Origin of the sequence: Micromonospora sp. NPDC050695, from assembly GCF_040654415.1 — a bacterium.
Taxonomy (GTDB): Bacteria; Actinomycetota; Actinomycetes; order Mycobacteriales; family Micromonosporaceae; genus Micromonospora.
In genome coordinates, this window is the sequence record NZ_JBFAHZ010000007.1 from 175,597 (window position 1) to 202,211 (window position 26,615).

Consider the following 26,615-nt stretch of genomic DNA (forward strand, 5'->3'; position numbering starts at 1 on the left):
GTGATGCAGGTACGGGAAGCGATGTCCAGCCAGGTCCTCGTCGTCGGTCCGGAGCACACCCTGCGCCAGGCGGCCCGGATGATGTCGGCCCGTGGTGTCGGGTCGGCGGTCGTGATCGACCCGGATTCGGAGGGCGTCGGGATCATGACCGAACGCGACGTGTTGAAGGCCATCGGCGCCGGTCTGGACTGCGACGTGGAACGCACCGGCGCGCACCTGACCTGGGATGTGGTCTACGCCGGCCCGGACTGGACGGTGGCCGAGGCAGCCGCCGCGATGGCCCGGGGCGGTTTCCGGCACCTGGTGGTCCTGGACGGCCGCGAGGTGGCCGGGGTGATCTCGGTGCGGGACATCATGCGGGTCTGGGCGGACAGTCAGGCGGTCGCGACGACCTGACCGGTCCGGGTGTGCCGGGTCGGATCGAGGGGTAAGGATCCCTTGCGGGCGCGGAGATGCCGTGGCCCGTCCGGGAGGGCCCGATGCGTGACGCGGAGCGCCTGATCAGCCAGCAGTACGCCATGCTCCTGAACCGGGATGTGGCCCGCCTGCCGGACCTCTACGCCCCGGAGGCGTTCTACTCCATGCCGGGCGTGACGGTCCGGCCGATCGAGTTGCCCGCGCTCCTGCGTACCTGGACCGGCGCCTTTCCGGACCTGCGGGTCGACCCGCGGGGCACGGTGCGCACGGCCGGCGGTGCGGCCGTGGAGCTGCGGCTGACCGGCACCCACACCGGCACGTTGCACTCGCCGTTCGGCACCGTCGCGCCCACCGGCCGCACGGTGAGCTGGGAGGTGGCCGACGTGGTGCGGGCCCGCCGGGGGCGGATCGTCTCCTGGCGGTCCTACTTCGACTGGAGCCAGCTCCTCGACGCGCTCGGCGTGCAGCTGGACGGGTTTTCCCGGGCCGCGCAGCACGACTCGCTCGCCCTTCCGGTCTGATCTGTCGCCGTCCGGCCCCGTCGGGTCACCCGACCCGGTGGCTCATGATGCGGACATCGCCGTGCCGTGCGCGCGTTCCCCGTCGCCGCCCGTACTCTCAACATCCATGACCGCCGAGCAGCTGATCTCCTTCGCCCGTGGGGCTCCCTCGCTGGACATCGTCGATGTCGAGGGGCTCAAGGCCGCCGCCGTCCGCGCCTTCGACGCCGACCCCGCAGGGGTCACGGCGTACGGCACATCCGTCGGCTACGTGCCGCTGTGCAAGTGGATCGCCGAGAAGCACGGGGTCGACGCCAACCAGGTGCTGGTGACCAACGGGTCACTCCAGGCCGACGCGTTCCTCTTCGACCACCTGGTCCGCCCGGGTGACGCGGTGGTGGTGGAACGCCCGACGTACGACCGGACGCTGCTCAACCTCCAGCGGATGGGCAGCGAGCTGCACGGCATCTCGGTCCAGCCGGACGGTCTGGACACGGCCGAGTTGCGCAAGCTGCTGGAGTCCGGGGTCCGGCCCCGGCTCGCGCACGTCATCCCGAACTACCAGAACCCGGCCGGCATGACGCTGTCCCTGGAGAAGCGCCGGGAGTTGCTCGACCTGGCCGCCGAGTACGAGTTCACGATCTTCGAGGACGACCCGTACGCGGACATCCGGTTCCGTGGCGAGCCGCTGCCGTCGATGCTGTCGCTGGACACCCGCAACGTGGTGGTGCACGCGTCGAGCTTCACCAAGACGGTCTGCCCGGGTGTGCGGGTCGGTTACCTGGTCGGCCCGGCGGACCTGATCGCCGACATCGCCAAGAACGCGACGAGCCTCTACATCTCCCCCGGCATGGTGTCGCAGGCGATCGTGCACCAGTTCTGCGTCTCCGGTGACATCGACCGCTCGATCGACACCGTCCGCGCGGCACTGGGTGAGCGGGCCGGGGTGCTCGCCGAGTCGCTGCGCCGGCACCTGCCGCAGGCCCGGTTCGTGGAGCCGGACGGCGGCTACTTCCTCTGGGTGGAGTTCCCGGAGGACATCCTGGTCGACCGGCTCGCCCCGGCGGCGGCCGAGCGCGGCGTCGCCGTGGTGAAGGGCAGCGACTTCGTGCTCGACGGTGGGCGGCACGCCCTGCGGCTGGCGTTCTCGGCGGTGACCGCGGACCGGATCGACGAGGGCGTCCGCCGCCTCGCCGCGGCCGTCGAGGACATCCGTAGCTGACACTTCTGTCGGGTCCCCGACAGAACGACGATGCCGGCCGTCCCGGGACTCCCGCCCGGGCGGCCGGCGGCCCACAATGCTGCGAGCGCCACCCGACAGGCCCCCGGCCGGTTCTTTCGGCCACCCTGTCCCAGGGTGACGCGTACAGCACAACCCCCGCCCCCACGGGCGTCGGGTGGGCCGTGTCGTCCCCAAACCCCCCGATGCGGCCCGGCCCGCCCGGCGCCACCCCCCACGCGACGGCCGTCACACGTGCCCCCGCTCCCGAGCGGCGTAGCCTGCAAGCCGCAGTCGAGCGCGGGGAGGTGACCCGATGACGGATCGGACCGGGCAGGGCCGGACGACGCCGTCGCACACCGGTCGGGTGCTCCGACCCAGGGCGTGGCCGTCCCCGGTGCGTGCGATGACCCGGATCCTCAACGCCGACGGCTCGCCACCCGTGCCGGCCCCCGCCGGCAGCGGGCGCAGCGGCGTGGTCGACTGCGCGCTCTACGTCGACGGCAAGCGGCAGCCCGGCGACTGGGGTTACGCGGACGCGCTGCAGGCGGCACGCCAGGCGGAGCACGGCTTCGTCTGGATCGGCCTGCACCAGCCCGAGCTGGCCGAGATGACCGCCATCGCGGATACCTACGGCCTGCACGAGCTGGCCGTCGAGGACGCCGTGAAGGCCGAGCAGCGGCCCAAGCTGGAGCGCTTCGGCGACGTCAGCTTCCTGGTGCTGCGGACCGCCCGGTACTGCGAGCACACCGAGCTGACCGAGACCTCGGAGGTCGTGGAGACCGGCCAGGTGATGCTCTTCATCGGCCCGAACTTCCTGATCAGCGTCCGGCACGGGGACGCCTGCCGGCTCTCCCCGGTGCGCGCCGACCTGGAGACCAAGCAGGAGCTGCTGCTCCAGGGCCCGTGGGCGGTGGCGTACGGGGTGACCGACCGGGTGGTCGACCTCTACCTGGAGGTCGCCGAGCAGCTTGAGGACGACCTGGACCAGCTGGAGGCCGAGGTCTTCGACCGCAACAGCCACGGGCGGATCCAGCGGATCTACCAGATGAAGCGGGAACTGGTCGAGTTCAAGCGCGCGGTGATCCCGTTGCAGCGGCCACTGATGACCTTGACCTCGCAGATGAACCGGGAGGTGCCCAAGGAGATTCGGCGGTACTTCCGGGACGTGCAGGACCACCTGAGCCGCACCGTCGAGCAGGTCAACTCGTACGACGACCTGCTGAACTCGATCCTGCAGGCGCGGCTGGCCCAGGTCACCGTCGATCAGAACAACGACATGCGCAAGATCGCCGCGTGGGCGGCCATCGCCGCGGTCTGGACGTCGATCGCCGGGGTCGAGGGGATGAACTTCGACAACATGCCTGAGCTGAAGATGACGTACGGCTATCCGGTGGCGCTGGCCCTGATGCTCGGCGTCTCCCTCGCCCTCTACCGCTGGTTCCGCCGCAACGGCTGGCTCTGACCGCGATCGGCGCCGCACGCGGAAGCGCCGGCGACGCGGGGGTGACCCGCATCGCCGGCGCCCGGTGCGCTGCCGCCGGGGTCAGCGGCGGCCGTTGGTGCGCGCGGTGTCCTTGCCCAGCGCCTTGGTGAGGTCGTCGGCCGGGCGGCCGGAGACGTCCGTGGCGCCCTCGGCGACCGCCGGGACCTTGTCGGTCGGGCGGACACCGGTCTGCTTGGCCGTGCCGGTGGTGCTGGCGCTGTCGCCGCCGGCCACCGCCGAGCTGCCGGCACCGTTCATGCCGGCCGCACCGGTCATGGCGGAGCCGTCGCCGCCCTTGGTGGCGGTGGGGGTACGCACCTCGATCGAGTCCACCTCGTCGCGCATCGGCTCCAGGGTGCGGGTCGGGTCGTACTCGGCCCACTCCTGCTGCTCCCGACGGCGACGCAGGGCGACCGCGCCGGCGATGCCGGCGATGGCGCCCGCTGCCAGCAGGCCGGTCATCATCGAGCCGCGACGGCGCGGCTGCTTCTTCTTACCGGTGATCCGCATGGTCTTCGACTTGGCCTTCCTGGTCAGCGGCCCTGCCTGCGCGGCGCCGTCACGGGCCGCCGCGGCCAGCGGTGCCAGCGTGGTGAGTGTCGTCCCCCAGCCGGTCGACGCGCGGTCGCGCACCTTCGTCGCGGCCGGCCCGACGTAGCCCCGGGCCACCTGGACCCGCGGACCGACCGTCGCGCCCGCACCCTTCGCGGCGTGGTTGGCTGCCTGCACCAGGTGGCTGATGCTCTGGTTCAGCTCGGCCATGGCCTGCTGCCCCTCAGACTTGCGCCGCCCGACTCCAAACACGGTCCTACCTCCTGGGAATTGTTCCTTCGTCATCCTCCACCTTCGGATGCCTCCGCGATGCCAGATCGGGCACATGGGAGGATCCGCATGGAACTGACCAACGAGTGAGGAGTACCCGTGGCCGAGGCTGTCTACGCCACCTTGCACACCAACGCTGGCCCGATCCGGCTGGAGCTCTTCCCGAACCACGCGCCGAAGACGGTCCGCAACTTCATCGACCTGGCCGAGGGCAACCGGGAGTACACCGACCCGCGCACCGGCCAGCCGGGCAGTGGGCCGTACTACGACGGCACCATCTCGCACCGGGTGATCAGCGGTTTCATGGTCCAGATGGGCGACCCGACCGGCACCGGCCGGGGCGGCCCGGGCTACAAGTTCGCCGACGAGTTCCACCCGGAGCTGCGCTTCGACCGGCCGTACCTGCTGGCGATGGCGAACGCCGGACCGGGCACCAACGGTTCGCAGTTCTTCATCACGGTGTCGCCGACGCCACACCTGAACAACCGGCACACCATCTTCGGGCAGGTCGCCGACGAGCAGTCGGTGAAGGTCGTCGACTCGATCGCGAACACCCCGACCGGCCCGAGCGACCGTCCGCTCCAGGACGTCGTCATCGAGCGGGTCGAGATCGAGCGGTCTGCTTCCTGACCGAGCGGCGAGGTACCTTTGCTCGCATGATTGAGCGCTCCGGAGCACGGCCGGTGCCGGTGGACCGCGCGGTGGCGGACGGAGGGTCGGCCCGGTGAGTGAGTCCCCGCCGACCACCCCGGTCTGCTACCGGCACCCCGGTCGGGAGACCTACGTCCGGTGCACCCGCTGTGACCGGCCGATCTGTCCGGACTGCATGCGGGAGGCGTCCGTCGGGCACCAGTGCCCGGAGTGCGTCAATGAGGGACGTCGCACCGTCCGGCCGGCGCGTACCGCCTTCGGTGGCGGTACCGCCGGCCGGCACGGCTACGTCACCAAGGGGATCATCGCCCTGAACGTGCTGTTGTTCCTGCTCTCGATCGCCTCCGCGCGGAGCGGGAGCGCGGTGGTCGGCGGGTCCGGCCTCGGCGGGCTGATGGGTGACGGCACGCCGCTGACCGCCTGGGGTTCGGTATACGGGCTCACGCCGCCCGGCTACCTCCCGGACGGCATCGCCGACGGCGACTACTACCGTCTCTTCACCGCGATGTTCCTGCACTACGGCGTGATCCACCTGCTGCTCAACATGTGGGCGCTGTGGGTGCTCGGCCGGTCGCTGGAGGCCAATCTCGGGCCGCTGCGCTTCGGCGCGCTCTACCTGATCGCCGGGCTCGGCGGTAACGTCGCCGCCTACCTGTTCAGCGCCCAGAACTCGGCCACGGCCGGCGCGTCGACGGCGGTCTTCGGCCTCTTCGCCGCGCTGATCATCATCGAGCGCAAGCTGGGCCGGGACATCTCCCAGGTGATCCCGATCCTGGTGATCAACCTGGTGTTCACGCTGACCGTGCGGGGCATCTCGATCCCCGGGCACCTGGGTGGCCTGGTGGTCGGCGCGGCGATGTCCCTGGTGCTGGCGTACGCGCCACGCGGCCGACGCACGTTGGTGCAGGCCGCCGGTGCCGCGATCATCCTGCTGATCCTGCTCGGCCTGGTGCTGTTCCGCACGGCACAACTGCTCGGCTGACAGCTCAGTGCTGGCGGGCGGCGCGCAACTCGGCGGCCACCTCCTCCGGGGTGGCACCCAGCTCGAACCGGCCGAAGAGGTGCAGCGACTCGCCGGTGTCGATCTCCAGGACCTCGGACGTCAGCCCCATCCGCGGTCGACGGTCCACGGTGATCGCCTCGATGGTCGTCCAGGGCAGCAGCCGGTGGCCGGCGAACCCGTGGATGACGCTGAGTCCGTCCGGGTCCGCCGCCAACCGGACCGGTGCGATCAGGTCGCGTACCGCCCAGCCGGCCACGACGGCGGCGGCCAGGATGGCCAGCACCAGCCGGACCGTGTCGCCGTCGGCGAAGAGCAACCCGAGTGCGATCAGCAGAACCGCGCCGGCCAGTTTCGCCGCCGGCAGGCTCGCCGGTACTCGCCACTGCCGGGCCGGGGAGATCTCATCCACCCGTCCAGCATGCCAGTGGCAGCTCCGCGCGGATCGATCATGGAATTGTGCTGCCCTACATATGGTGCGAAGTGGAAACTTCTGCCCACCACAACTCCATGATCGACGCCAGCGGAGCCGGGGCGGGGGCGGCGCGGCGTAGGATCGGGACAACCGAAGTTACCGGGGAGTAAACATGAGTGACGCGGTCATCGTCGGCGCGGTACGCACCCCGGTCGGGCGGCGCAAGGGCAGCCTCGCCGGCGTCCACCCGGTCGATCTGTCGGCCCACGTGCTGCGCGCCCTCGCCGAGCGCACCGGGCTCGACCCGGCGCAGGTCGACGACGTCTTCTGGGGCTGCGTGTCCCAGGTCGGCGAGCAGTCGTGGAACATCGCCCGCAACGGCGTACTCGCGGCCGGCTGGCCGGAGACCGTCCCCGGCACCACCCTCGACCGGCAGTGCGGCTCCAGCCAGCAGGCACTGCACTTCGCCGCCGCCACCGTCCTCTCCGGCCAGGCCGACCTCGTGGTCGCCGGCGGGGTGGAGTCGATGACCCGGGTACCGATGGGCTCCAGCGTGGCCGGCGGCATGCCGTTCAGCGACCAGCTTCGCGACCGCTACCGGGGCGTGGAGGGCTTCGCCGACGACGCGCCGCTGCCGTTCAACCAGGGGGTCGGCGCCGAGCTGATCGCCCGACGGTGGCGGCTCTCGCGTACCCAACTCGACGAGTTCGCGCTGGCCAGTCACGAGAAGGCCGCCGCCGCGCAGGACGCCGGGGCGTTCGACCCGGAGTTGACGCCGGTGCCGCTCGTCGACGGCGGCAAGTTCGCCGCCGACGAGGGCATCCGTCGGGACACCTCACTGGACAAGCTGGGTGAGCTGGCCACCCCGTTCCGCGCCGACGGCGTGGTCACCGCCGGCTCGGCGTCCCAGATCTCCGACGGCGCGGCCGCGCTGGCCGTGACCACCTCCGAGTGGGCCAGCCGGCACGGCCTGCGCCCGCTGGCCCGGATCCACACCGCCGTCGTCGCCGCCGACGACCCGGTCACCATGCTCACCGCGCCCATCCCGGCCACCGCGAAGGCGCTGCGCCGCGCGGGGCTGGGCATCGAGGAGATCGGGGTGTACGAGGTGAACGAGGCGTTCGCCCCGGTGCCGCTGGCGTGGCTCGCGGAGACCGAGGCGGACCCGGAGCGGCTCAACCCGCGCGGTGGGGCGATCGCCCTCGGTCATCCGCTCGGTGGGTCCGGTGCCCGGATCATGACCACGATGCTCCAGCACATGCGCGACAACGGGATCCGCTACGGCCTGCAGACCATGTGTGAGGGCGGCGGCATGGCCAACGCCACCATCGTCGAGCTGGTCTGAGGAAAACGTCTCGCCCCGGCCCGGGCGGCCGCCTAGGGTGCCCACCGTGACGACGAGCGAGCGCGCCCCCGACTGGTCCGGCGAGCAGTGGCAGGCGCGGGCCCGGTCGTGGGTCGACGAGCAGCTGAGCCTGGCCGGTCGGCGGGTGACCGGGCCGGTGGAGCCCCGGGTCCGTCCGTGGTCACTGGTCTGGCAGGTGCCCACCGACGGTGGCCCGGTCTGGTTCAAGGCCAACAACCCGGGCACGGTGCACGAGGCCGTCCTGATCGCGGCGCTGGCCCGGCTCACGCCGGAGCGGGTGCTGACGCCGATCGCGGTGGACCCGGAGCGGGGCTGGTCGCTGCTGCCCGACGGAGGTGACTCGCTGCGCACGCTGCTGGGCCGCGACCCGGACCTGACGCACTGGGAGCGGGCCCTGCCCGGGTACGCGGCGCTCCAACTGGCCGCCGCGCCGCAGGCCGACGAGCTGGTCGCCCTCGGCGTGCCGGACCATCGCCCCGAGGTGCTCGCCAACCTGTTCGCCGACCTGCTCGACGATCACGAGTCGTTGCGGATCGGGGCCGAGGGCGGGCTCAGCGTCGACGCGTACGAGCGGCTGCGGGCGGAGCTGCCGTCGTACGCGCAGCGGTGCCGGCGGCTCGCCGAGATCGGCATCCCGGCCACGGTGCAGCACGACGACCTGCACGACGGCAACGTCTTCGCCGGCCCGGACGGGTACCGCTACTTCGACTGGGGTGACGCCTCGGTGGCGCACCCGTTCGGCACGCTGCTGGTGACGCTGCGGTCCGTCCGGTACGCCAACGAGCTGCCGGCCGACGATGCCGTGCTGGCCCGACTGCGCGACGCCTACCTGGAGGCGTGGACCGACCGGTACGACCGGCGGACCCTCGTCGAGGCCGCCGACCTGGCGATCAACCTGGGTCCGGTGAGCCGGTCGCTGTCCTGGCGTCGAGCCCTCGACACGACCGACCCGGCCCGTGCCGAGTACGCCGAGGCCGTTCCGGGTTGGCTGGAGGAACTGTTGGAGTCCGAGCCCGCCTGAGATCCTGCCGGTCTGCACAGGCGGCGGTCGGGCGGGCACGTACCAGCGGAAGCGATCCGACCCGCGCGGCGGCCCAGGGTGGGGAGGCGGCCGACGACGCGGTATGCAACGCCCGCACTCTCGGCCTCTGGCTGGGCAGCACGATCACGCTCGACCTGGAGCACTATCCGGCGGGTAACGCCGCCCGCACCGAGGGGGTCAACTCCTTCGTGAGCGCCTGGAGCAGCCGGCTGCACGAGCAGAAATGCTTCTCCGGGCTCTACACCTCGGCCACCTCCGCCGGGTTGGCGGATCAGGTGGCGGCGTATGGGCGGCCCGGGCCACGCCCACCCCGACATGATCGACTTTGCCCGCTGGGACGGCGTCCAGACGGTGTCCGACAGCGCACTGCCGGCGTCGCTCTGGATGCCCGGCGGACGGATGAAGCAGTACCGGGGCGACCACCACGAGACCTGGAGTGAAGATCAACATTGACAGACTTCCTCGATCTCCGGCAGCCGCGCCGGACCCCGCCGAACTGGTCGCGGTTCGGGGCCGTCCGGGAGGTTCCCCGGATCATCGACCGGTTCCAGGTGCGCCCGCCGACCCGCTGACGCCGGGTTCCGGGCCGGCCCTGGCGCGATGTCGGACAGCCGGTGCGACCCGGAGCGTGGAACTTCCAAAACTTGCCCGTGACCCACGTCACTCCCGCCGGGGAGGTCGTTGGGCAGGTCATGGACGTCTTCTCCCGAACGTTCCTCCCGGCCGCCGCCGAGGCCGGCCTTGCCGTGCAGACCCTCAGTCGGCACATGCCGGTCTTCCGCCGCTGTGTCGGGTCCGGTGACGCCACCATCCTGATCACCCGTTGCAGTCGTCCCGATCGTCCCGTGACCGGCGACTACCTGCTGCTGCTCACCCACCGGCGGCTGGTGGTGACCCAGCAGACCCGGTTGTTGCACCGACTGCGCCTGCACCTCAACACCGAGCTGCGTGAGCTGAGCAACGTCACCTGGAGCCCCGACCCGCGGCTGCACTCGGTCGAGCTGGCCGCCACCGCGATCGACGGGATCCGTGAGCGGTTCCTGATCCGCACGACCCACCCGAAGCGGGTGTGGCAGCTCGACGCGCTGCTCAACCACGCGTTCCGGACCCGCCTGCGGACGCCCCGCGAGCGGACCGTCGCCTCCATCAGCGACGCGCCGGCGACCGCCCGGTCCGCCGTGTTCCGCCCCGCCGTTGTGAGCTGAAGCGCGACCGGCTTCACCTCGCCTTTACCAAACCCGAACACGTACCGATCGCGGCGACGCCACCGGTCGGCAATCATGGGCCGGTGACCGTCGACCCGCCGCACCGCGGGCTCGTCCTCGTGGTCGAGGACGAGCCGGCCATCGCCGACCTGGTTCGGCTCTACCTGACCCGCGACGGGTTCGGCGTCCACCTGGAGCGCGACGGCGAGGCCGGCCTGTCCGCCGCCCGCCGCCTGCGTCCGGTGGCCTGCGTCCTGGACATCGCTCTGCCCGGCCTGCCCGGCACCGAGGTCTGCCGGCGGCTGCGGGAGGCCGGCGACTGGACACCGGTCATCTTCCTCACCGCCCGTGACGACGAGGTCGACCGGATCGTGGGCCTGGAGCTGGGTGCCGACGACTACGTCACCAAACCGTTCAGCCCTCGTGAGCTGGTCGCCCGGGTCCGCGCGGTGCTGCGGCGCTCCGCCGGCGGTCCCGAGGGCGTCGACCGGCCACGCGTCGTCGGTCCGGTGACCCTCGACCCGGCCCGCCGGACGGTCACCGCCGCCGGCGTACCGGTGCAGCTCACCTCCACCGAGTTCGACCTGCTGGCCCACCTGATGGCCCGGCCCGGGCGGGTCTTCACCCGGGAGGAGCTGCTGGCCGGGGTGTGGGGTTACGCCGCACACGCCGGCACCCGCACGGTCGACGTGCACGTCGCCCAGGTGCGGGCGAAGCTCGGCCCGGCCAGCGTCATCCGGACCCACCGCGGCGTGGGGTACGCCGTCGATGCCTGAGCATCCCGGCCGCGCCGAATCGCCGACCATGGCGCTGCCCGTGGTCGGGGTCGGCCCGCCACCCGCACCCCGGCGCAGCCGGTTCGGCCGGACGCTGACCGCACGAGCGGTGCTGGTCACCTGCGCGGTGGCGCTGGTGTCGGTGCTGGTCACCGCGATCGTCGCGGTGCCGCTGGCGATCCGTGGCGCCGAGCGCCGCGATCAGGAGGCGCTCGCCGCGCAGGCCCGGCTCGCCGCCGAGGTGCTGCGGACCCGGCTGGACCGGGGCCGCACCGCCGACGAGGAGCGGCTCATCCAGCAACTGCGCGACCAGGGCATCGACGCGTACCTGATCCGGCGGGGCGCGGTCGACCGGCCGGGCCTGCCGCCCCGGGTGGTGCAGCGGATCGAGCAGGGCCGCAACGTGTCGGTGCGTCGCCCGGTCAACGGCGAGCGTGCCCTGGTCGAGGGTCGGGCGCTGCCGAACGGCAACGGGGTGGTGCTCTCCCGCCCCTCGGCGAACGGGCTGTGGGCGCAGGTGCTGCTCAGCCTCTGGTTACCGCTGCTGGCGGGGCTGGCCGCCGGAGTGGTGGCGGGTCTGCTGCTGGCCCGCCGCCTGGCCCGCCCGATCCGCGTCGCCGCCACCGCGGCCGCCCGGTTGCGCGCCGGTGACCGCGCGGTACGGGTGCCGGTCGAGCCACCGGACGAGGTCGCCGACCTGGCCGAGGCGCTGAACGGGTTGGCCGCCGCACTGGCCACCAGCGAAGGCAGGCAACGGGAGTTCCTGCTCTCCGTCTCGCACGAGCTGCGCACCCCGTTGACCGCGATCCGGGGGTACGCGGAGGCGCTCGCCGACGGCGTGCTCGGCGCGGACGACACGGTCGACACCGGCCGGACGGTGCTGGCCGAGGCCCAGCACCTGGATCGGCTGATCGGCGACCTGCTGGCGTTGGCCCGGCTGGAGGCCGCCGACTTCCCCCTCGAACCGGTGCCGGTGGACCTGACCCGGCTGGCCATGGACGCCGAGCCGACCTGGTCCGGCCGGTGCGCGGCGGTGGGCGTGCCGTTCCGGGTGGAGACGCCCGGTGAGCCGGTGCCGGCGTACACCGATCCGGGTCGGATCCGGCAGGTGGTGGACGGGCTGCTGGAGAACGCGCTGCGGGTCGTACCCCCGGGTGCGCCCGTGGTGCTCGCGGTCCGGCCGGCCGGTGCGGACCCGGCCGCCGGCGGTGTGCTGGAGGTCCGCGACGGCGGACCCGGCTTCACCGACGACGACCTCGCGGTGGCCTTCGAGCGGGGAGCGCTGCACCAGCGGTACCGGGGGGTGCGCAAGGTCGGCAGCGGGCTCGGGTTGGCGCTGGCCGCCGGGCTGGTCCGTCGGCTCGGCGGTGAGATCACCGCCGGTCACGCGCCGGAGGGCGGCGCCGCCTTCACGGTCCGGCTGCCCGGTGATCCTTACCGGACCCGAACATCGGCCTGACGCTCCGCTCGTCATCGCAGGGCAGTCTGAGGTCTCCACGGACGAGAGGGAAAGTCATGCCACGTTGGGGATTCGCCACCGGCACCACGGCACTGCTCGCGGCGGTCACGCTCGGCGTCAGCGGCTGCGGTGCGGCCGAGGTGGCCAGCCAGCCCGCCCGCGAGGCGGCCGTCGACGTCGCCGCCGCGATGGGGGTCGAGGGTCAGGCGCTGGCGGCGATGGGCTTCGACGCCGACGACCTGGACGTGCAGACCGTCGCCGCGCCGGCCACCCCCACGCCCGGTGCCTCCCCCACCGCGCAGGACAAGGCCAAGCAGAAGCGGGGCGAGGAGTGGCGTAAGCGCCGCCAGGCCCGTGTGCTGCTGCGCAAGAACACCCTGCACGGTGAGGCCGTGGTGAAGACCAAGGACGGCGGTACGCAGACCGTCGCCGTGCAGCGTGGTGAGGTGACCGCGATCGACGGCGACTCGATGACCGTCAAGTCCACCGACGGCTTCACCATGACCTGGACCTTCGGCGACGACCTGCGGGTCGTCGAGCATCGGGCCACCGTGCAGGCCAGCGACGTCAAGGTCGGTACGACGCTCGGTGTCGCCGGTGCCAAGGACGGCGACAAGGGCGTGGCCCGGCTCGTCCTCATCCCGCGCGACAAGTGAGCGACCAGGGGCCCTGGCCGACGCCAGGGCCCCTGTCGCCCGGTCAGCGGCCGGGCGACAGCGCGTAGCCGACGTAGTCCCGGAACTCCAGCCGCCAGCCGGCCGGAACCAGCTTGGCGCAGGCCGGCTCGCTGCCCGTGCAGACGATGGCGTCCACCGAGGACGGATCGGCCGGCGGGCGTTCCGGCAGCACCGACTGCAACGCCACCAGCTCCGGCGAGCCTCCGTCGGGCTGCCGCAGCAGCAGCCACCACGGGTACTCCCAGTTGTCGTTCTGCTGCACCAGCCCGATCCGGCGGGCACCGCTGTCGCGGACCGCTGCCGCGGCCCAGCGAAACTCGTCGGCCCACTGGGGGCGACGCAGGAACCGGGTGTCCCAGTCCGAGGTGGTGAAGACCGAGCCGGCGCCGACCAGCCGGCGCGGGAAGCCGTAGGACAGCGCGAGCACCCCGGCCAGCGCCGAGGTGGCCAGCACGGTGGCCGCCGCGACCGTGGCCACCGACCGTCGTGCCGCCACTCCGGCCGTACCGGCTGCCGGGTTGGTGTGGCGACGGAGGAGCGCGTCGAGCCAGAGCCCGGCCAGCGGCACCGCGAGCACCAGGGCGTACAGGATCAGCCGGTTGCCCCACGGCTGCCACTTGATCATTGACGTGTGCAGCAGGACGGTGGCCAGCACCACCACCGCGTACGCGCGCAGCGGCCCGATCTGCCCGGGGTCGATCCGACGCGGTCGGGCGAGTGCGACGGCCGCACCGATCAACGCCAGCGCACCGGCGATCGGGAACGCCACCCGGTCCTCGTCCGGATACCAGGCGGGCTCCGGAAAGATCTCCCGACCGAAGGTGATGGCGCGGTCCTGCGGGTCGACCCCGATCGCGTCGGCGCCGCCGATGATCGCGTCGGCCCCGACCCGGCGCAGCGGCCCCACCGGCGTGTCGAACGCCGTGTGCCCGATCCGTAGCGCGTTGACCAGGATAGACGCCGGGTCGTGCCGTTCCATCGGGATGGACTCGCGCAACCGGGGCGGCCCCAGCGGGTGCCCGAACTCGGCGGTCACCCGGGCCAGGAACGGACCGACGACCACGGCGGCGACGAGCAGGATCAGTACCGAGCCGCCGACGACGCGACCCACCCCGCCGACCCGCACCCGGCCGGCCGGTGCCCGGCTGGCCAGGACGAGTCGGAGCTGGGCCAGCCCCCACAGCACCAGCAGCGGGCCGACCGCGATGAGGCCGCTGGTCTTCGTCACCGCGGTCAGACCGGTGGCCGCCCCCAGGCCGAGCAGCGTGCCCCAGCCGGTCCGCCGGCGCAGGCCGTCCAGCACGAGGGTCGCCGCGCACGCCACCCACGCCGCGCAGACCAGGTCGGTCTGCGTGCTGGTCGCCTGGAGGGCCACCATCGGCGTCGTCGCCAAAACGAAGGCGGTCAGCAACTGGGCCCGCCGGCCACCGCCGAACTGCGCGGTGATCCGTGCGGCCACCAGTAGGCACAGCACCCCGGCGGCCCACTGCACCAGGTTGTGCAGCGCGTCCCCGCCGGTGAGCAGGCGCAGGTGCAGCAGCAGGTATTCGGTACCGGGCGGGATGGTCACCTGCCGGTGGATGGCGGTGGGCCAGAAGTCCAGGTCGCCCTGGGCGACCCAGTGCTCCACCTTCGGTAGGTGGTACGTCTGCGAGTCGAAGTTGTTCGGCTCGGCCAGCAACGCGACCAGCAGCTCCACCAGGACCAGCCCGCCGACCGTGCCGGCGAGCAGCCGCTCGCCCCGACCCGCCGTACGCCAGGTGTCGACCGCCACGGCGAGTAGGCCGGCGAGCGAGCGGCCGGTCCCGGCCGGCGTGGCGGCGGGTTCGGCCGGACCGCCGTCGTCGACCGGAGCGGATGTCCCGGGGGCACCGCCGGACACCACGGCACCGACCGGCACCGGCCGGAGTACGGCGGCGGGCGGCTGCGCGACCCGGGTCGCCCGCCGCTGCCGCAGGCCGGCGGCTGTCGCGGCGACGGCCAGGAAGAGCAGCCAGGAGACGGTGAACGCGGTTCGGGTCAGCGCGTGCAACGCGCCGAGAACCTCGACGACGAGCACCGCGTACGCTGCCGTGAGCAGGGCGGCGCGTACCACGGCGAGTCGCAGCCCAGCCACCGCGCCGACCTCGCGCGGCCTCGTCGTGACGGTGAGCAGGAGCACCGAGGCGGCGGGAACCGCCGCGAGCAGGGAGCCGGCAGCCGACATGGCCGGAAGTAAACACCATCCGCCTGAACCCGCCACGCCGACCGCCCGACGATGGCGGCCAGCGTCGAGCTGACCAGCCAGGCTAGGCTATGCCCGACGTGTTGTCGCCACCGTGGAGATTCCCGTGAAGCTCTCGATCCTCATGCCGGTCTACAACGAGGAAGAACGCATCGCGGATGCCCTCAAGCAGGCATTGGCGGTGGACTATCCCTGCGAGATCGAGCTTGTCGTCGTCGACGACGGCAGCCGGGACGGCACCGGCGAGATCCTCGGTCGCGCCGACGACGCGCGTCTGCGGGTCATCACCCACCAGCGCAACGCCGGCAAGGGCGCGGCCATCAAGACCGCGGTGGACAGCGCCGAGGGCGACTACATGGTCATCCTCGACGCCGACCTGGAGTACGACCCGCAGGACATCCCCAAGCTGCTCGACCCGGTGCTCGACGGGCGGACCACGGTGGTCTACGGCAATCGCACCTTCGGCAGCCACAGCGCCTACAGCTTCTGGTACGTGATGGGCAACAAGGGCGTCACGATGGCGGCCAACGTGCTGTTCAACTCGTACATCGGTGACCTGGAGACCTGCTTCAAGCTGATGCCGGTGGCGCTCTACCGGTCGCTGGAGGTGCGCTCGCGCGGCTTCGGCATGGAGGCCGAGGTGACCGGCAAGCTGCTGCGCCGCCGCATCCGCCCGTACGAGGTGCCGATCAGCTACCGGGCCCGGGGCCGCGAAGAGGGCAAGAAGATCACCTGGAAGGACGGCGTCGAGGCGATCTGGATCCTCGGCCGTGAGCGCGCCCGCCGCCGTCCCGTCGCGTCACCCGCGCGCTGATCCCAGGAACCCGCTGATCGACCGCCGCAGGCCGGCGGCGTCCAGCCCGTGCCACCGGATGTGGTCGGCCGCGTCGCCGTACCGGCGCAGGTCCGCCCGGCCCACCAGGAACGTCGCGTACGAGTGCACGATGGGTCGCAGCCCGGGCAGGGCGAGGCCGCGGCCACGCCGATCATCAGTTGCTCCCGGATGCCGACGTTGAGCACCCGGGTCGGGGTGCCGCTGCCCGGCCGGGGCGAACTGGCTGACCGAGATGTCGGCCAGCACCTGCGCGGCGCGGGGGTCCTCGTCGAGCAGATCGATCGTGGTGTCGATGAAGGCGGTACGCACGACGGTCATCCCTTCCTCTCGACGCGGGCGACCACCAGGTGCGGTTGTCCCGGCCGGTGCCCGGTCAGCGCCGTGTACAGGGCGGTGTGGTCGCGGCCGTCGACCGTGTCGGCGGTCCACCCGTTGACGGTGAACCGGCTGGCGATGCCGCCCGCCCACCCGTGCGTGGCGGACGAGTTGTCGACCACTATCGCGGTCAGGCTCTCCAGGCCGGTCGCGCCCGCGTAGGCGATCGCCTCGTGGTTGGACCCCTCGTCCAGTTCGGCGTCGCCGAGCAGCACGTACACCCGGGGTGTGAGCAGGCCCTGCGCGCGCAGGCCGAGGGCGGTGCCGACGCCCAGCCCGAGGCCGTGGCCGAGCGAGCCGGAGCTGATCTCCACTCCCGGCACCAGCACCCGGTCCGGGTGGTGGCCGAGGCGGCTCTGCGGCCCGCCCAGGTCGTCGAGCCAGTCCTCGGGGATGAAGCCGTGGGCGGCGAGCACCGCGTAGTACGCGGCCGGACGTGCCCCTTGGAGAGCAGGAACCGGTCCCGTTCCGGGGCGTCGACGGTGTCGGGGGTGAGTGTCGTGGTCATGCCACTACTCTGTGACTTGAAGTGCGCTTCAACTCAAGGACCGGGTGATGCAGGACTCATTGACGATCGGGGATCTGTCCGCCCGGTCCGGGGTGGCGCCGTCCGCGCTGCGCTACTACGAGCGGCTCGGCCTGATCCGCGCCGACCGTACCGGCGGCAACCAGCGCCGCTACGCCCGCGCCGAGCTGCGGCGGGTCGCCTTCATCCGGATCTCCCAGCAGGTCGGCGTCTCACTCGACGAGATCCGCGAGGCGCTGGAATCGCTGCCCGAACGACGTACACCCAGCCCGGCCGACTGGGCGCGGCTCTCCGCGAGCTGGCGCGGCCGGCTCGACGAGAAGATCCGACTGCTCACCAAGCTCCGCGACGACCTCGACGGCTGCATCGGCTGCGGCTGCCTGTCCCTGCAACGCTGCATGCTCAACAACCCGGGCGACAACCTCGCCAAGGAAGGCCCCGGCGCCCGCCTCCTGCTGCCGCCTGCCTCACCCGAGGGTGAGTAGCACCTTCCCGACGTGGTCGCTCGCCTCGACCAGCCGGTGCGCCTCGGCCGCCTCGGCCATCGGCAGCCGCCGGTCCACCACCGGCCGTACCGCGCCGGCCGCGACCAACGGCCACACCTCATCGCGTACGCCCCGGACGATCTCCGCCTTCTCCACCAGCGGCCGGGAGCGCAGCGCGGTCGCCGACACGCTGGCCCGCTTGGCCAGCAACGCCCCGAGATCCAGCTCGGCCTTGCGGCCACCCTGCATCCCGATCACCACGAGCCGGCCGCCGGTCGCCAACGCGGCGACGTTGCGCCCCAGGTAGGACGCGCCCACGATGTCGAGGATGACGTCCGCGCCGTGACCGTCGGTGGCCTTGCGGACCTCCTCGACGAAGTCCTGCTCCCGGTAGTCGATCGTGTGCGCAGCGCCCAGCTCACGCAGCCGGGAATGCTTCGCCGTGCGGGCGGTCGCCAGCACCGTGCCACCGAGCGCCGCCCCGAACTGGACCGCGAACGTGCCGATCCCGCTGCCCCCGCCGTGCACCAGCAGCGTGTCGCCGGCACCGAGCCGGCCCACCCCCACCACGTTCGACCAGACCGTGCAGGCCACCTCCGGCAGCGCCGCGGCGTCGACCAGGTCCACGCCCGCCGGCACGGGCAGCAGTTGGCCGGCGGGGACCGCCACCCGCTCGGCGTACCCGCCGCCGGCCAGCAGCGCGCAGACCTCCTGGCCGACCGCCCATCCGGTCACCTCCGGGCCGATCGCGTCGATCACCCCGGAACACTCCAGACCGAGGTACGCGGGCGCGCCCGGCGGCGGTGGATAGTGCCCCTGCCGTTGCAGCAGGTCGGCACGGTTGACGCCGCTGGCCCGGACTCGGACGATCACCTCGCCGGGGCCGGGCTCGGGATCGGGGACCTCGGCCCAGACCAGCGTGTCGGGTCCACCGGGCTGCGTAACGGTGATGGCTCGCATGCCCCCAGTCTCACCCGCCGCGCTCCCCGCCGCAGGCGCACCCCCGGGTCGGGTCGGCGCTTGATCAACTCGGGTTGCAGGAAACCGGGCCATCGGAGTCGTCGGGACGCCCCGGTTTCAGGGATCCCGAGTCGATCACGCCACAGTGGACGTCGCCGCTGCGGTCTGGCCGGCGCTTTCGGGGAGGGACGCTGAGCCTGCCGGCGAGTGCCGTGGCAGACTGTTCATGGCCGCGCACTCACGGGTGGCGGTCCGGGAGGGTTCGCCTAGTGGCCGATGGCGCTGGTCTTGAAAACCGGTAAGGCAGCGATGTCTTCGTGGGTTCGAATCCCACACCCTCCGCCGATCGCCGCGTAGCGCTGGTTCGCAGCCGGTGGTGTCTCCGAGACCGTCAGCGAGCTTTCTTTACGCCCTGATGGCGTGCGCGCGAACAGGTCCGACAGCGACGTTACATTCGCAGGTTGGGTGAACCTGCCGGTGCCTTTGTCCGTCCTCTTAGCCGAATGCCCAGCACTGGGCCTGGTCGAGGGGACGTCGGTATGGGCACAGAAGCTGGCAAGAACCAGCAACAGCAAACAGCAGTGATCGATAGGATCAACGCGCGGCGGGTCCGCCCGGGTTCGGGTGGTGGAAGCGACAGGTATCAGGGCGCGCGTCGGGCGAATGTGCGGGGTTGGTCCGGTCCGCGGCGTTTCGCGTTCACCGCCGGATTCCTCGGCGCGCTTCTGGCCGTCCTCGCGGTCAGCCTCAGCGCACGTCCCGATCACACAACCGGCCAAGCCGTCGTGTTGCCCTGGATGACCGGCGGCGCGCCCGACCAGGTCGCCTCCGGTCCGGCCCTCGCCACCCCGCCGGCGGCCACCCCCACCCCTGGGGGGTCCGCCACATCCGAATCGTCACCGACACCCTCGGCGACTACCGTTTCGGCTGCGGCTGTGCCCACCCCGGCCGGATCGGGGTCACCGGTCACGCCGCGAGCTGCGGCAGGTGCCACGCCACGACCGGCGTCGCCCACTCCGCCCCCGTTTCCAGCGGCCAGTCCGGTCGCCGTGCAGGCGGAGGACCCGGGTAACGAGCTGCACGGCGCACTGGTGGGGAAGTGTCCGACCTGCGAGGGCGGTGCCAAGGTCATCTACCTCGGGGGAAGCAACTATCTCGTGGTCCACACCGCTGTCGCCGTAGCGGGACGATGGAACGTGTCGGTCTCCTACGAAAGTGCCGTTTCGCGGCCTCTCAAGGTCGGCGTCAACGGTGCGAGCCCGCGAACGTTCACGGTGGCGGGTGGAGGCGATTGGCTGACGCCGAAGGTCTTCACCTTCCCTGTCGATCTGACGGCAGGGCCGGTGAGTTTCAGGTTCTACCACGAAACTGACCAAATGCCCGATCTCGACAAGGTGTTCCTCAGTCCCGCCTAGGATTTCCGACAGACTGTTCCGGCTCAGGAGTTCGCAGATTGTACGGCCGGTGCGGCAGTGGCGAGCGTCGTTGAGCCGTTCGTGGGTTCGAATCCCACACCCTCCGCTCATCGACGGACATCTCATTGCTGCGTATGGTCGGGGTACGCGATGTGCCCGATGCTGCGAGGTGCCTCCATGTCCGATCAGCAACTCACTCCCGGTAGTTGGTGGTGCGGTTGGCCGTTGACCCGGAGGGGCAGCGGCTAGGCCGCCGCGCCCTGAGGCGGGAGGACGCCGCTCGTGACCAGTCCGCCGACAGGCCCGAATCCGGTGCGGGCCGATGATTGGGGAGATGCCCACCACCGCCAGGACGGCGGTGCGAGCGGTGGCGGTGACGGAGTTGCCGACCATCCCAGCGGGCGAGTTGTACGAACGCTTCGTTCCTGGACCCGTTGATCGCCGACGGCTACGTACCCTCGGGCTCGTCCCGTCGGGCCTCGCGGATCGTCGTGTCGGCGAGCCGTTCGACGGCGCGGCGACGCTCCTCGGCGAGCGCGTGCTCGTCCGGTTTGCGCAGGGCACCGACGACGGCGACCAGAAAGTCCCGCCAGATGCTGAGCAAGAAATTTCCCCCGTGGAATGGTGCAGGGACATCACCCTAACCGTCGCCCCGTGATCCGGCACACCCCCACAATCGGTCGTTCCGCAGCGGGGAAAGGGGTATGAAGAGGCAGGTATCTGCCCACTCCGGAAGGACGCGTCCCGATGACCCTGGAACGACCGATCGCCCCGGACCCGTACGAGCTGCTGCCGACCGTTCCCTCGTTCACGCTGACCAGCGACGACGTGCAGAACGGCGAGCCGATGGACGTCCGGCACGCGCACGGCAGCGCCGGCGGTGAGAACGTCTCGCCGCAGCTGACCTGGTCGGACTTCCCCGCCGAGACCAAGAGCTTCACCGTCACCTGCTACGACCCGGACGCGCCGACCGGCAGCGGCTTCTGGCACTGGCTGCTGGTGAACGTGCCCGTCGACGTCACCCAGTTGCCCACCGGCGCCGGCGGCGCGGCCGGCACGGACGTCGGCGGCGCGTTCTCCGTCCGCAACGACTACGGCGAGCAGGGCTACGGAGGCGCCGCGCCGCCGCCCGGAGACCGGCCCCACAGGTACGTCTTCGCGGTGCATGCCCTGGACGTCGACCGCCTCGACCTGACCCCCGACGCGAGCCCCGCCTACGTCGGCTTCAACCTGACCTTCCACACCCTGGCCAGGGCGGTAATCCGCCCCACGTACCAGATCAAGGAATGATCCATGCCCCCGCGATCTTGCACTCCAAGTGCAAGATCGCGGGGTGGCGTCAGGCGGGGACGCGGGCTACGGCGAAGACGGACTGGCCGAACGGGGGGTGCACGAGCTGTTCGGCGGCCTTGGTGGCGGGCAGGACCAGAGTGTCGTACACCTTGACCATCGGGCCCTCCTTCGGCATGAGCCGGAAGACCTTGGTGGCCATGAAGTAGCCGATCAACCCGAGCGCGTTCGCGTAGTGGATCTTTTCCACGGTCAGGCCGGCCTCGGTCATCGCCGTACCGAGCGTCTTCTTGGTGTACCGGCGGACGTGGCCGGTGGCGATGTCCGCCGGGCTCATGGCGAACTGGAACGCCGGCACGATGATGATCACCGCGCCACCGGGCCGGACCAGGTCACGCATGCTGCGCAGCGCGCCCACGTGGTCCTCGATGTGCTCCAGCACGTTGTACGAGACCGCGGCGCTGTAGTGCCCCTGGTCGTTGTGCGGCAGCAGCATCTGTCGGACATCGATGCTCGGCTGGTCGGCGAGGCGTTCCTTGAGCTGCACCAGCCGGTCCGGGTCGGCCTCCGTGGCGGTGAACCGGGGCAGCCGCTGTGACCATTCCAGCGCGTAGTCACCGAGACCGCTGCCGATCTCGATCGGGTCGTCGCCGAGGTACGGCACCGCCAGTTCGACGAACCAGCGACGGTGGTTGACAGCTGTCGCCAGGCCCTCCAGCACCTCGGACTGGACGCGCTGATCCCCAGTGATTTCTGCCATGCGTCGATTCCTCACGATATGAACTCGACCCGTGCCTGGACCGACAGAGTGAATCATCCACTGGGACGGCAGAAGAATCGGGGCATCGGGGTAGCCGAATTGTGGTCGGGGGGTGGGCACGTGATCGGCGGTCGGCGAACCCGGCACATAGTACGGCAGTACCCCGAAACATGTCACGGCCACGTCATACGCTGGCTACCCTACGAATTGTCATGACTACTCCTGAACCGGACGCGCGCGGCGAGGGTCCGGCTGTGTCCGGCGAGGGTCCGGCTGCCCCGCGCGACCGCTCGCCCGTGCCCGACGGCGGCCCAGCCACACGGTCGACAGCGGGCGCGGTCGACGACGGTGCGCCGTTGCGCCGCAACGGGAAGCGGGCCGACCTGGTCGCGGTGCTGAGCTTCGTGGCGCTCGGTTTCTGGGTCACCGGGCGGCTCTGGTTGGACCCGGGCAGCGGGGTGCGGGACAACCGGTCCGATCAGTCGCAGTTCGAATGGATGATGGCGCACGGTGCGCGGGTCGTCACGCATTTTGCCTACCCTTTTCATTCGGACCGGATGAACGTGCCGGACGGCGTGAATCTGATGGCGAATACGTCCGTATTATCCATTTCGCTGCCAATGACGCCGGTCACCCTGCTCCTGGGGCCACGCGCGAGTTTCCTGGCCTTTCTCACCCTCGGAATGATTGCCACCGCCACCGCCTGGTACCTCCTGCTGTCCCGGGTCCTGATCGGTGCCCGAGGCCCGGCCTGGCTGGGCGCCGGCTTCTGCGCGTTCGCGCCGGCCATGGTGTCGCACGCCAACGGACACCCGAACATCGTGTCGCAGTTCGTCGTCCCCTTGATCATTTGGCGCACGCTGCGTCTCGGCGAGCCCGGCCGCTGGCTCCGCAACGGCGTCCTGCTCGCGCTGGTGATCGTCTGGCAGGCGTTCCTCAACCTGGAGATCCTGCTGATGACCGCGATCGGTCTCGGCGTGGTCGTCGGCGTACTCGCCCTCGGCCGCCCGGCCCTACGGGCGCGGGCGCGGCCGTTCCTCGCCGGCCTGGCCGTCGCCGCGGTGGTCGCGGGTGTCCTGCTGGCGTACCCGCTGTACGTGCAGTTCTTCGGACCGGGCGCCTACTCCGGGCTGTCCCGCCTGATCCGTGGCTACTCCAGCGACCTCGCCTCGTTCGTCGCGTACTCCCGGGAGTCCCTCGCCGGCAGCCCCCGCACCGCGGCGGGCCTGGCCAAGAACCCGACCGAGGAGAACAGCTTCTTCGGCTGGGCGCTGCTGGTGCTGGCGATCGCCCTGGTCTGGTGGATGCGCCGATCGATCGTGGTGCTCGCGTTGGGCGCGCTCGGGTTGCTCTTCGCGGTGCTCTCGCTGGGCCGGGAGGTCCGCTTCGACGGTCGGGGCACCGGGGTGCCGGGGCCGTGGGCGGCGCTGGAGAACCTGCCGATCCTGCACTCGGTGGTGCCGACCCGGTGGGCGTTGGCGATCACCCCGATCGTCGGGTTGCTGCTCGCGTACGGTGCCGAGCGCGCTCGTGAGCTGGCCCGCTCGCACCCCGGCGCCCGGCCGCAGATCCGTTTCGCCACCGCCACCGTGCTCACCATGGCCCTGCTGCCGATCCTGCCGACCCCGCTGCCCGTGGTCGACCTCGACCCCGTCCCGTCCTTCGTGACGAGTGGGGCGTGGCGGCCCTATGTGACGGGTGGGCGCAGTGTGGTGACCCTGCCGCTGCCGGACACCAACTACGCGGAGCCGCTGCGCTGGTCCGCGGTGACCCGGCTGGACATGCCGCTGGCCCGCGGCTACTTCCTCGGCCCGGACACCCGGCCGAACGCCGAGGCGCCGAAGGTCGCGCTGTTCGGTGCCCCTCCCCGCCCCACCAGCAGCTTCTTCGCCACCATCCGGCGCACCGGAGCCGTGCCACCGATCACGCCACAGAGCCGGGTCAAGGCGGTCGATGATCTGCGCTACTGGCGGGCCGGGGTGGTCATCCTCGGGCCGCACGAGCACGAGGCGGCACTGCGCCGGGGGATGACCGAGCTGACCGGGATCCAGCCGGTCTTCACCGGCGGCGTGTGGGTGTGGGACGTGCGGCAGCTGACCGACTGAGGTGTCAGCTCCGGACGCAGCAGCCCTGGCACACCTTGGGGCTGGGCAGCGTGAACGCGAGGCAGCAGGTGCGTCGCTGCACACTCGGCTCGCCGCCCGGCCCCGGCACCAGCTCGACCAGGTCGGCCAGGTCGAGCGCGCCGAGCAGGGTGTCGATGCTCTGCACCGTGGAACCGGGCAGCCCGTCCGCGGCACGCAGGATGCCGTGCGCGATGCCGGAGGCCACCGATCCGAGCAGCGTACGGGTGCCCACCCGGACCTCCGCCTGGATCGCCGTGATCAGCGGAGCCAGGTGGGCGTCGAGCAGGGAGGCCCGCAACACGGCCAGCAGCTCCGCCTCGTCGGCGACGACGCGGACCTCCGGCAGGCCGGCGAGCGCCAGCGGGTCGCTCGGCAGGACCGCCACGGCGGTGCTGCGCCGCAGGCCCAGCGTGAGCAGAGGGCGGTGGTCCTCGAAGTGGATCAGCACGTCGGCCGGGTCGAGCAGGGGCACCCGGCGGGCCGAGGCCCAGCCGAGCACGACCGGAAGCGCCGTCCAGTAGCTGTACGACTTCCAGGCCAGCGCCGCGCAGGCATGCGGGGTGCCGCCCCAGCGGACGGCGGCGGCGCGCAGCAGCTCCGGCAGCCGGCTGCCGTCAATCAGGGTGGTGGCGGGCGCCCAGCCGAACTCGTCGTCGACCAGCAGGCCCCGGGCGAGCCCGGGCAGGTCGTCGGTGCCGAACATGGAACGCAGGGCCGCGGTGACGGGGGCGAGCGGCGTGGCGGTCACGTCCCGCCTCGGCATCACCGCTGTCACCTGAGTCGTCCCCCGTCCGACTGACCGGGAGCGTGCCCCGGCGGACGACACGTGCCGTCCTGAGCTAAGGCTAGCCTAACAAAGCCGGCTGGTCTAAGTGAGTGTCGGAACGTGGGCGACAAGTTTCCGGCGGCAACCCGGCGGCAACCCTGCGGCGATTCCGGCATCGGCCCCCAGACCGGGACGACAGGTGAGGCCCCGGATCACGTACCGCGATCCGGGGCCTCGGCAGCGCGCTCAGTCGTTCAGGCCGCAGTCCTTGGCCGGCGTCGGAGTGCAGGACAGCTTCTGGTAGCCGGGCGGCGGGGAGACCTCCAGCTTCGCCTGATTCTCAGTGGTGCGGGGCAGCCACTCGTAGTCGCTGGTGGTGGTGCCGGTGAAGCCCTTGGCGACCACGCGTACCGGCAGGTAGGACTTCGTGTCGACCCAGATCTGCATCGACTCCTCGGCCGCCTTCGCCTTGTCCATGGCGCTGCCCGGACCGCCCAGCCACTGCAGGTGCAGGGCCTGCTTGCCGTTCACCGTCTCCTTGCCGACAAGCGTCACCTTCCCGCTGTCGACCGCGCGCTTGAGATCGGTGGGGTTGAGCCCCGGCGGCAGCGACTGGATCCGGTTGCTGGCGGCGGCCCCGAGCTGGTTGACCTCGAAGGTCCACCACTTCTTCTTGTCATGGTTGAACTCGGTGGCGGCGGAACCGTCCAGTACGACGGTGAACGAGCGGGTCTCGCCGAAGAAGATCTGGTTGTCCTGCCGTTCCCGCTTGCTGGTGGGGTCGCTCCAGGCCTCGATCATGCTGGCCGGCTTGCCGTCGCGGCCCTGGTGTGCGGACTTCTCGTACCGGATGTATGTGGGCAGTTCGCTCAGTGCGGTGGCGGTCTGCTCGGCGACGTAGCTGACGGTGAACATGTCGGCGGTCGCCGGCGTGGTGCTGCTGCCACCCCCGGGAGTGAGGACCAGCGAGGCGGCCACCGCGGCGGCGGCGATCACCGGCACGGCAGCGGCGAGACCCAGGGTCCGGGTGCGGTGCCTGTTCTTGCGGTGGAGGGTCTCGGTGAGGCCCGATGGTGCGTTCATCGCGTACGTCTCCTCGTGTAGCCGGTCGCCCAGCAGTCGGCCCAGCTGTTCGTCGTCGAAAGCGGTCATTGGGAAGCCCTTATCTCTTGGGTCTCGTGAAAGTCGCCGAGCAGTTCGCGCAGCCGGGACAACGCGCGCGAGGTGTACGACTTGACCGTTCCGGTCGAGCAGCCGATGAGTTCCGCCGTCTGCTCGATGGACAGGTCCTCGAAATACCGGAGGACGATCACCTGTCGCTGCCGGATCGGTAGCTGCGCCAACGCGGCGGTGACCGTCTGCCGCTCCCCGATGCCGTCGAATCCGGGATCGGGGGAGCGGAACGCATCGGGGTTGTCCGGCAGCGCCGTCTCCCGGGGGCGCCGCAGAAGAGCCCTGATCCGGTCGCGAGACAGATTGACCATCACCTGCCGGGTGTACGGCTCAGGTGCGTCACGGGCCTTCGGCCAGCGACGCATCGTACGGAGCAGGGCCGTCTGCAGCAGGTCCTCTGCGTGGCCACGGTCCCCGGTGAGGAGGTACGCGAGGCGCAGGAGCGCTGCGGACCTCTGTTCGACGAACGTGTCGAAACTCGCATCAACTCTCACGGAAGAAAGAACTCCGCCGGCCGGCCGGGGGTTGCCAGCAACGTCGGCCGTGACAAGAAGGGGCGGCAGGATCGACGTCCCTCGCTGGATTGTCAAGCGGTGTGTCGGCAAGGTGCCATATACGTGTGCGCTCGGCCACGGAACGTGAAAC

General features: G+C 71.5%; 27 protein-coding genes, 1 tRNA gene and 3 pseudogenes. 20 read left to right on the top strand and 11 right to left on the bottom strand.

Annotation, left to right across the window (positions count from 1 at the left end):
* Positions 1-3 precede the first annotated feature (3 nt).
* From AB0H52_RS07790 to corA, 4 genes are all read left to right on the top strand, one after another.
* A complete protein-coding gene (locus tag AB0H52_RS07790) occupies positions 4-396 on the top strand; it encodes a CBS domain-containing protein (RefSeq protein WP_278125633.1) in 393 nt (130 codons plus the stop codon).
* 83 nt (positions 397-479) lie between these two features.
* Complete coding sequence (locus AB0H52_RS07795; protein WP_151488887.1) at positions 480-938, top strand: ester cyclase; 459 nt, start codon at positions 480-482, stop codon at positions 936-938.
* A gap of 106 nt (positions 939-1,044) precedes the next feature.
* Complete coding sequence (locus AB0H52_RS07800) at positions 1,045-2,139, top strand: PLP-dependent aminotransferase family protein (RefSeq protein ID WP_357945942.1); 1,095 nt, start codon at positions 1,045-1,047, stop codon at positions 2,137-2,139.
* Positions 2,140-2,452: 313 nt separating this feature from the next.
* Positions 2,453-3,601, top strand: coding sequence for a magnesium/cobalt transporter CorA (gene corA / locus AB0H52_RS07805; RefSeq protein ID WP_151490105.1), 1,149 nt, complete (start codon positions 2,453-2,455; stop codon positions 3,599-3,601).
* A gap of 81 nt (positions 3,602-3,682) precedes the next feature.
* Here corA and AB0H52_RS07810 read toward each other — a convergent pair whose 3' ends face one another.
* The gene (locus AB0H52_RS07810; protein WP_151490106.1) at positions 3,683-4,459 is read right to left on the bottom strand and encodes a hypothetical protein; all 777 of its coding nucleotides are present in this window, start codon (positions 4,457-4,459) and stop codon (positions 3,683-3,685) included.
* Between the two features lie 84 nt (positions 4,460-4,543).
* Between AB0H52_RS07810 and AB0H52_RS07815 the strand changes: the two genes are divergently transcribed.
* Positions 4,544-5,074 carry a peptidylprolyl isomerase gene (locus AB0H52_RS07815; protein ID WP_151490107.1) on the top strand — a complete coding sequence of 177 codons (531 nt, stop codon included), beginning with the start codon at positions 4,544-4,546 and terminating at the stop codon, positions 5,072-5,074.
* Positions 5,075-5,168: 94 nt separating this feature from the next.
* A complete protein-coding gene (locus tag AB0H52_RS07820; protein WP_357945947.1) occupies positions 5,169-6,077 on the top strand; it encodes a rhomboid family intramembrane serine protease in 909 nt (302 codons plus the stop codon).
* A 4-nt stretch (positions 6,078-6,081) separates the two neighbouring features.
* Here the strand turns inward: AB0H52_RS07820 and AB0H52_RS07825 are convergent, their stop codons facing one another.
* Positions 6,082-6,507: a PH domain-containing protein gene (locus AB0H52_RS07825; RefSeq protein WP_151490109.1), complete on the bottom strand. Its 426-nt coding sequence runs from the start codon at positions 6,505-6,507 to the stop codon at positions 6,082-6,084.
* Positions 6,508-6,682: 175 nt separating this feature from the next.
* Between AB0H52_RS07825 and AB0H52_RS07830 the strand changes: the two genes are divergently transcribed.
* The 8 genes and pseudogenes from AB0H52_RS07830 (at position 6,683) to AB0H52_RS07865 (ending at position 13,014) form a co-directional block, all read left to right on the top strand.
* Entirely contained in the window at positions 6,683-7,855 is a 1,173-nt protein-coding gene (locus AB0H52_RS07830; protein WP_278125643.1) for an acetyl-CoA C-acyltransferase, read from the top strand.
* A 46-nt stretch (positions 7,856-7,901) separates the two neighbouring features.
* Complete coding sequence (locus AB0H52_RS07835; RefSeq protein ID WP_151490111.1) at positions 7,902-8,897, top strand: phosphotransferase; 996 nt, start codon at positions 7,902-7,904, stop codon at positions 8,895-8,897.
* Positions 8,861-9,145 (top strand): annotated as a pseudogene (locus tag AB0H52_RS07840) (glycoside hydrolase domain-containing protein); the annotation flags it as partial. The gene AB0H52_RS07835 and the pseudogene AB0H52_RS07840, both read left to right, overlap by 37 nt.
* A gap of 58 nt (positions 9,146-9,203) precedes the next feature.
* Positions 9,204-9,371 carry a hypothetical protein gene (locus AB0H52_RS07845; RefSeq protein ID WP_192580279.1) on the top strand — a complete coding sequence of 56 codons (168 nt, stop codon included), beginning with the start codon at positions 9,204-9,206 and terminating at the stop codon, positions 9,369-9,371.
* Between the two features lie 239 nt (positions 9,372-9,610).
* Positions 9,611-10,123, top strand: a complete 513-nt coding sequence (locus AB0H52_RS07850; protein ID WP_278125646.1) for a hypothetical protein — start codon at positions 9,611-9,613, stop codon at positions 10,121-10,123.
* Between the two features lie 83 nt (positions 10,124-10,206).
* Positions 10,207-10,899 (top strand): response regulator transcription factor, encoded by a 693-nt coding sequence (locus tag AB0H52_RS07855; protein WP_151490112.1) that lies wholly within the window; start codon positions 10,207-10,209, stop codon positions 10,897-10,899.
* The gene (locus AB0H52_RS07860) at positions 10,892-12,358 is read left to right on the top strand and encodes a HAMP domain-containing sensor histidine kinase (protein ID WP_151490113.1); all 1,467 of its coding nucleotides are present in this window, start codon (positions 10,892-10,894) and stop codon (positions 12,356-12,358) included. The genes AB0H52_RS07855 and AB0H52_RS07860 overlap by 8 nt, the downstream gene beginning before the upstream one ends.
* A gap of 56 nt (positions 12,359-12,414) precedes the next feature.
* Positions 12,415-13,014, top strand: coding sequence for a hypothetical protein (locus tag AB0H52_RS07865; RefSeq protein ID WP_357945951.1), 600 nt, complete (start codon positions 12,415-12,417; stop codon positions 13,012-13,014).
* A 43-nt stretch (positions 13,015-13,057) separates the two neighbouring features.
* Here AB0H52_RS07865 and AB0H52_RS07870 read toward each other — a convergent pair whose 3' ends face one another.
* The gene (locus AB0H52_RS07870) at positions 13,058-15,241 is read right to left on the bottom strand and encodes a hypothetical protein (RefSeq protein ID WP_357945954.1); all 2,184 of its coding nucleotides are present in this window, start codon (positions 15,239-15,241) and stop codon (positions 13,058-13,060) included.
* Between the two features lie 124 nt (positions 15,242-15,365).
* Here AB0H52_RS07870 and AB0H52_RS07875 point away from each other — a divergent pair, with 124 nt between their 5' ends.
* The gene (locus AB0H52_RS07875) at positions 15,366-16,073 is read left to right on the top strand and encodes a glycosyltransferase family 2 protein (RefSeq protein WP_151490115.1); all 708 of its coding nucleotides are present in this window, start codon (positions 15,366-15,368) and stop codon (positions 16,071-16,073) included.
* Between the two features lie 93 nt (positions 16,074-16,166).
* Here the strand turns inward: AB0H52_RS07875 and AB0H52_RS07880 are convergent.
* Together AB0H52_RS07880 and AB0H52_RS07885 are read right to left on the bottom strand one after the other, a co-directional pair.
* Positions 16,167-16,403 (bottom strand): annotated as a pseudogene (locus AB0H52_RS07880) (transketolase); the annotation flags it as partial.
* A gap of 5 nt (positions 16,404-16,408) precedes the next feature.
* A pseudogene (locus tag AB0H52_RS07885) lies at positions 16,409-16,965 on the bottom strand (transketolase); the annotation flags it as partial.
* 59 nt (positions 16,966-17,024) lie between these two features.
* Between AB0H52_RS07885 and soxR the strand changes: the two are divergent.
* Positions 17,025-17,480, top strand: coding sequence for a redox-sensitive transcriptional activator SoxR (gene soxR, locus AB0H52_RS07890; protein WP_151490116.1), 456 nt, complete (start codon positions 17,025-17,027; stop codon positions 17,478-17,480).
* Here the strand turns inward: soxR and AB0H52_RS07895 are convergent.
* The gene (locus AB0H52_RS07895) at positions 17,463-18,440 is read right to left on the bottom strand and encodes an NAD(P)H-quinone oxidoreductase (RefSeq protein ID WP_151490117.1); all 978 of its coding nucleotides are present in this window, start codon (positions 18,438-18,440) and stop codon (positions 17,463-17,465) included. The two genes, soxR and AB0H52_RS07895, sit on opposite strands and share 18 nt — an antisense overlap.
* A gap of 255 nt (positions 18,441-18,695) precedes the next feature.
* Between AB0H52_RS07895 and AB0H52_RS07900 the strand changes: the two genes are divergently transcribed.
* A tRNA-Ser gene (locus AB0H52_RS07900) sits at positions 18,696-18,782 on the top strand.
* Positions 18,783-19,489: 707 nt separating this feature from the next.
* Positions 19,490-19,855 carry a hypothetical protein gene (locus AB0H52_RS07905; RefSeq protein WP_151490118.1) on the top strand — a complete coding sequence of 122 codons (366 nt, stop codon included), beginning with the start codon at positions 19,490-19,492 and terminating at the stop codon, positions 19,853-19,855.
* 448 nt (positions 19,856-20,303) lie between these two features.
* Here the strand turns inward: AB0H52_RS07905 and AB0H52_RS07910 are convergent, their stop codons facing one another.
* Entirely contained in the window at positions 20,304-20,459 is a 156-nt protein-coding gene (locus AB0H52_RS07910; RefSeq protein WP_278125657.1) for a hypothetical protein, read from the bottom strand.
* Between the two features lie 143 nt (positions 20,460-20,602).
* On the opposite strand from AB0H52_RS07910, the gene AB0H52_RS07915 reads away from it, so the two are divergent.
* Positions 20,603-21,145, top strand: a complete 543-nt coding sequence (locus AB0H52_RS07915) for a YbhB/YbcL family Raf kinase inhibitor-like protein (protein WP_151490119.1) — start codon at positions 20,603-20,605, stop codon at positions 21,143-21,145.
* Between the two features lie 49 nt (positions 21,146-21,194).
* On the opposite strand, the gene AB0H52_RS07920 is transcribed toward AB0H52_RS07915, so the two are convergent.
* On the bottom strand, positions 21,195-21,905 hold the full coding sequence (locus AB0H52_RS07920) for a class I SAM-dependent methyltransferase (RefSeq protein ID WP_357945960.1): 711 nt from the start codon (positions 21,903-21,905) through the stop codon (positions 21,195-21,197).
* A gap of 212 nt (positions 21,906-22,117) precedes the next feature.
* Here AB0H52_RS07920 and AB0H52_RS07925 point away from each other — a divergent pair, with 212 nt between their 5' ends.
* A complete protein-coding gene (locus AB0H52_RS07925; RefSeq protein WP_357945963.1) occupies positions 22,118-24,010 on the top strand; it encodes a hypothetical protein in 1,893 nt (630 codons plus the stop codon).
* Positions 24,011-24,014: 4 nt separating this feature from the next.
* Here the strand turns inward: AB0H52_RS07925 and AB0H52_RS07930 are convergent, their stop codons facing one another.
* The 3 genes from AB0H52_RS07930 to AB0H52_RS07940 form a co-directional block, all read right to left on the bottom strand.
* Complete coding sequence (locus AB0H52_RS07930) at positions 24,015-24,794, bottom strand: IucA/IucC family C-terminal-domain containing protein (RefSeq protein ID WP_151490122.1); 780 nt, start codon at positions 24,792-24,794, stop codon at positions 24,015-24,017.
* A gap of 249 nt (positions 24,795-25,043) precedes the next feature.
* Positions 25,044-25,949, bottom strand: coding sequence for a hypothetical protein (locus AB0H52_RS07935; protein ID WP_357945966.1), 906 nt, complete (start codon positions 25,947-25,949; stop codon positions 25,044-25,046).
* The gene (locus tag AB0H52_RS07940; RefSeq protein WP_357946002.1) at positions 25,946-26,464 is read right to left on the bottom strand and encodes a SigE family RNA polymerase sigma factor; all 519 of its coding nucleotides are present in this window, start codon (positions 26,462-26,464) and stop codon (positions 25,946-25,948) included. Before AB0H52_RS07940 ends, AB0H52_RS07935 begins: the two co-directional genes overlap by 4 nt.
* Between the last annotated feature and the right edge of the window lie 151 nt (positions 26,465-26,615).

Bases quoted from the DNA above. Each gene is read 5' to 3' on its own strand.
- AB0H52_RS07925 (WP_357945963.1), top strand. From the start codon at position 22,118: ATGACTACTCCTGAACCGGACGCGCGCGGCGAGGGTCCGGCTGTGTCC.
- AB0H52_RS07800 (WP_357945942.1), top strand. From the start codon at position 1,045: ATGACCGCCGAGCAGCTGATCTCCTTCGCCCGTGGGGCTCCCTCGCTG.
- AB0H52_RS07895 (WP_151490117.1), bottom strand. From the start codon at position 18,440: ATGCGAGCCATCACCGTTACGCAGCCCGGTGGACCCGACACGCTGGTC.
- AB0H52_RS07790 (WP_278125633.1), top strand. From the start codon at position 4: ATGCAGGTACGGGAAGCGATGTCCAGCCAGGTCCTCGTCGTCGGTCCG.
- corA (WP_151490105.1), top strand. From the start codon at position 2,453: ATGACGGATCGGACCGGGCAGGGCCGGACGACGCCGTCGCACACCGGT.
- AB0H52_RS07845 (WP_192580279.1), top strand. From the start codon at position 9,204: ATGGGCGGCCCGGGCCACGCCCACCCCGACATGATCGACTTTGCCCGC.
- AB0H52_RS07920 (WP_357945960.1), bottom strand. From the start codon at position 21,905: ATGGCAGAAATCACTGGGGATCAGCGCGTCCAGTCCGAGGTGCTGGAG.
- AB0H52_RS07935 (WP_357945966.1), bottom strand. From the start codon at position 25,949: ATGACCGCTTTCGACGACGAACAGCTGGGCCGACTGCTGGGCGACCGG.
- AB0H52_RS07870 (WP_357945954.1), bottom strand. From the start codon at position 15,241: ATGTCGGCTGCCGGCTCCCTGCTCGCGGCGGTTCCCGCCGCCTCGGTG.
- AB0H52_RS07810 (WP_151490106.1), bottom strand. From the start codon at position 4,459: ATGACGAAGGAACAATTCCCAGGAGGTAGGACCGTGTTTGGAGTCGGG.
- AB0H52_RS07915 (WP_151490119.1), top strand. From the start codon at position 20,603: ATGACCCTGGAACGACCGATCGCCCCGGACCCGTACGAGCTGCTGCCG.
- AB0H52_RS07860 (WP_151490113.1), top strand. From the start codon at position 10,892: ATGCCTGAGCATCCCGGCCGCGCCGAATCGCCGACCATGGCGCTGCCC.
- AB0H52_RS07850 (WP_278125646.1), top strand. From the start codon at position 9,611: ATGGACGTCTTCTCCCGAACGTTCCTCCCGGCCGCCGCCGAGGCCGGC.
- soxR (WP_151490116.1), top strand. From the start codon at position 17,025: ATGCAGGACTCATTGACGATCGGGGATCTGTCCGCCCGGTCCGGGGTG.
- AB0H52_RS07830 (WP_278125643.1), top strand. From the start codon at position 6,683: ATGAGTGACGCGGTCATCGTCGGCGCGGTACGCACCCCGGTCGGGCGG.
- AB0H52_RS07865 (WP_357945951.1), top strand. From the start codon at position 12,415: ATGCCACGTTGGGGATTCGCCACCGGCACCACGGCACTGCTCGCGGCG.
- AB0H52_RS07795 (WP_151488887.1), top strand. From the start codon at position 480: ATGCGTGACGCGGAGCGCCTGATCAGCCAGCAGTACGCCATGCTCCTG.
- AB0H52_RS07930 (WP_151490122.1), bottom strand. From the start codon at position 24,794: ATGCCGAGGCGGGACGTGACCGCCACGCCGCTCGCCCCCGTCACCGCG.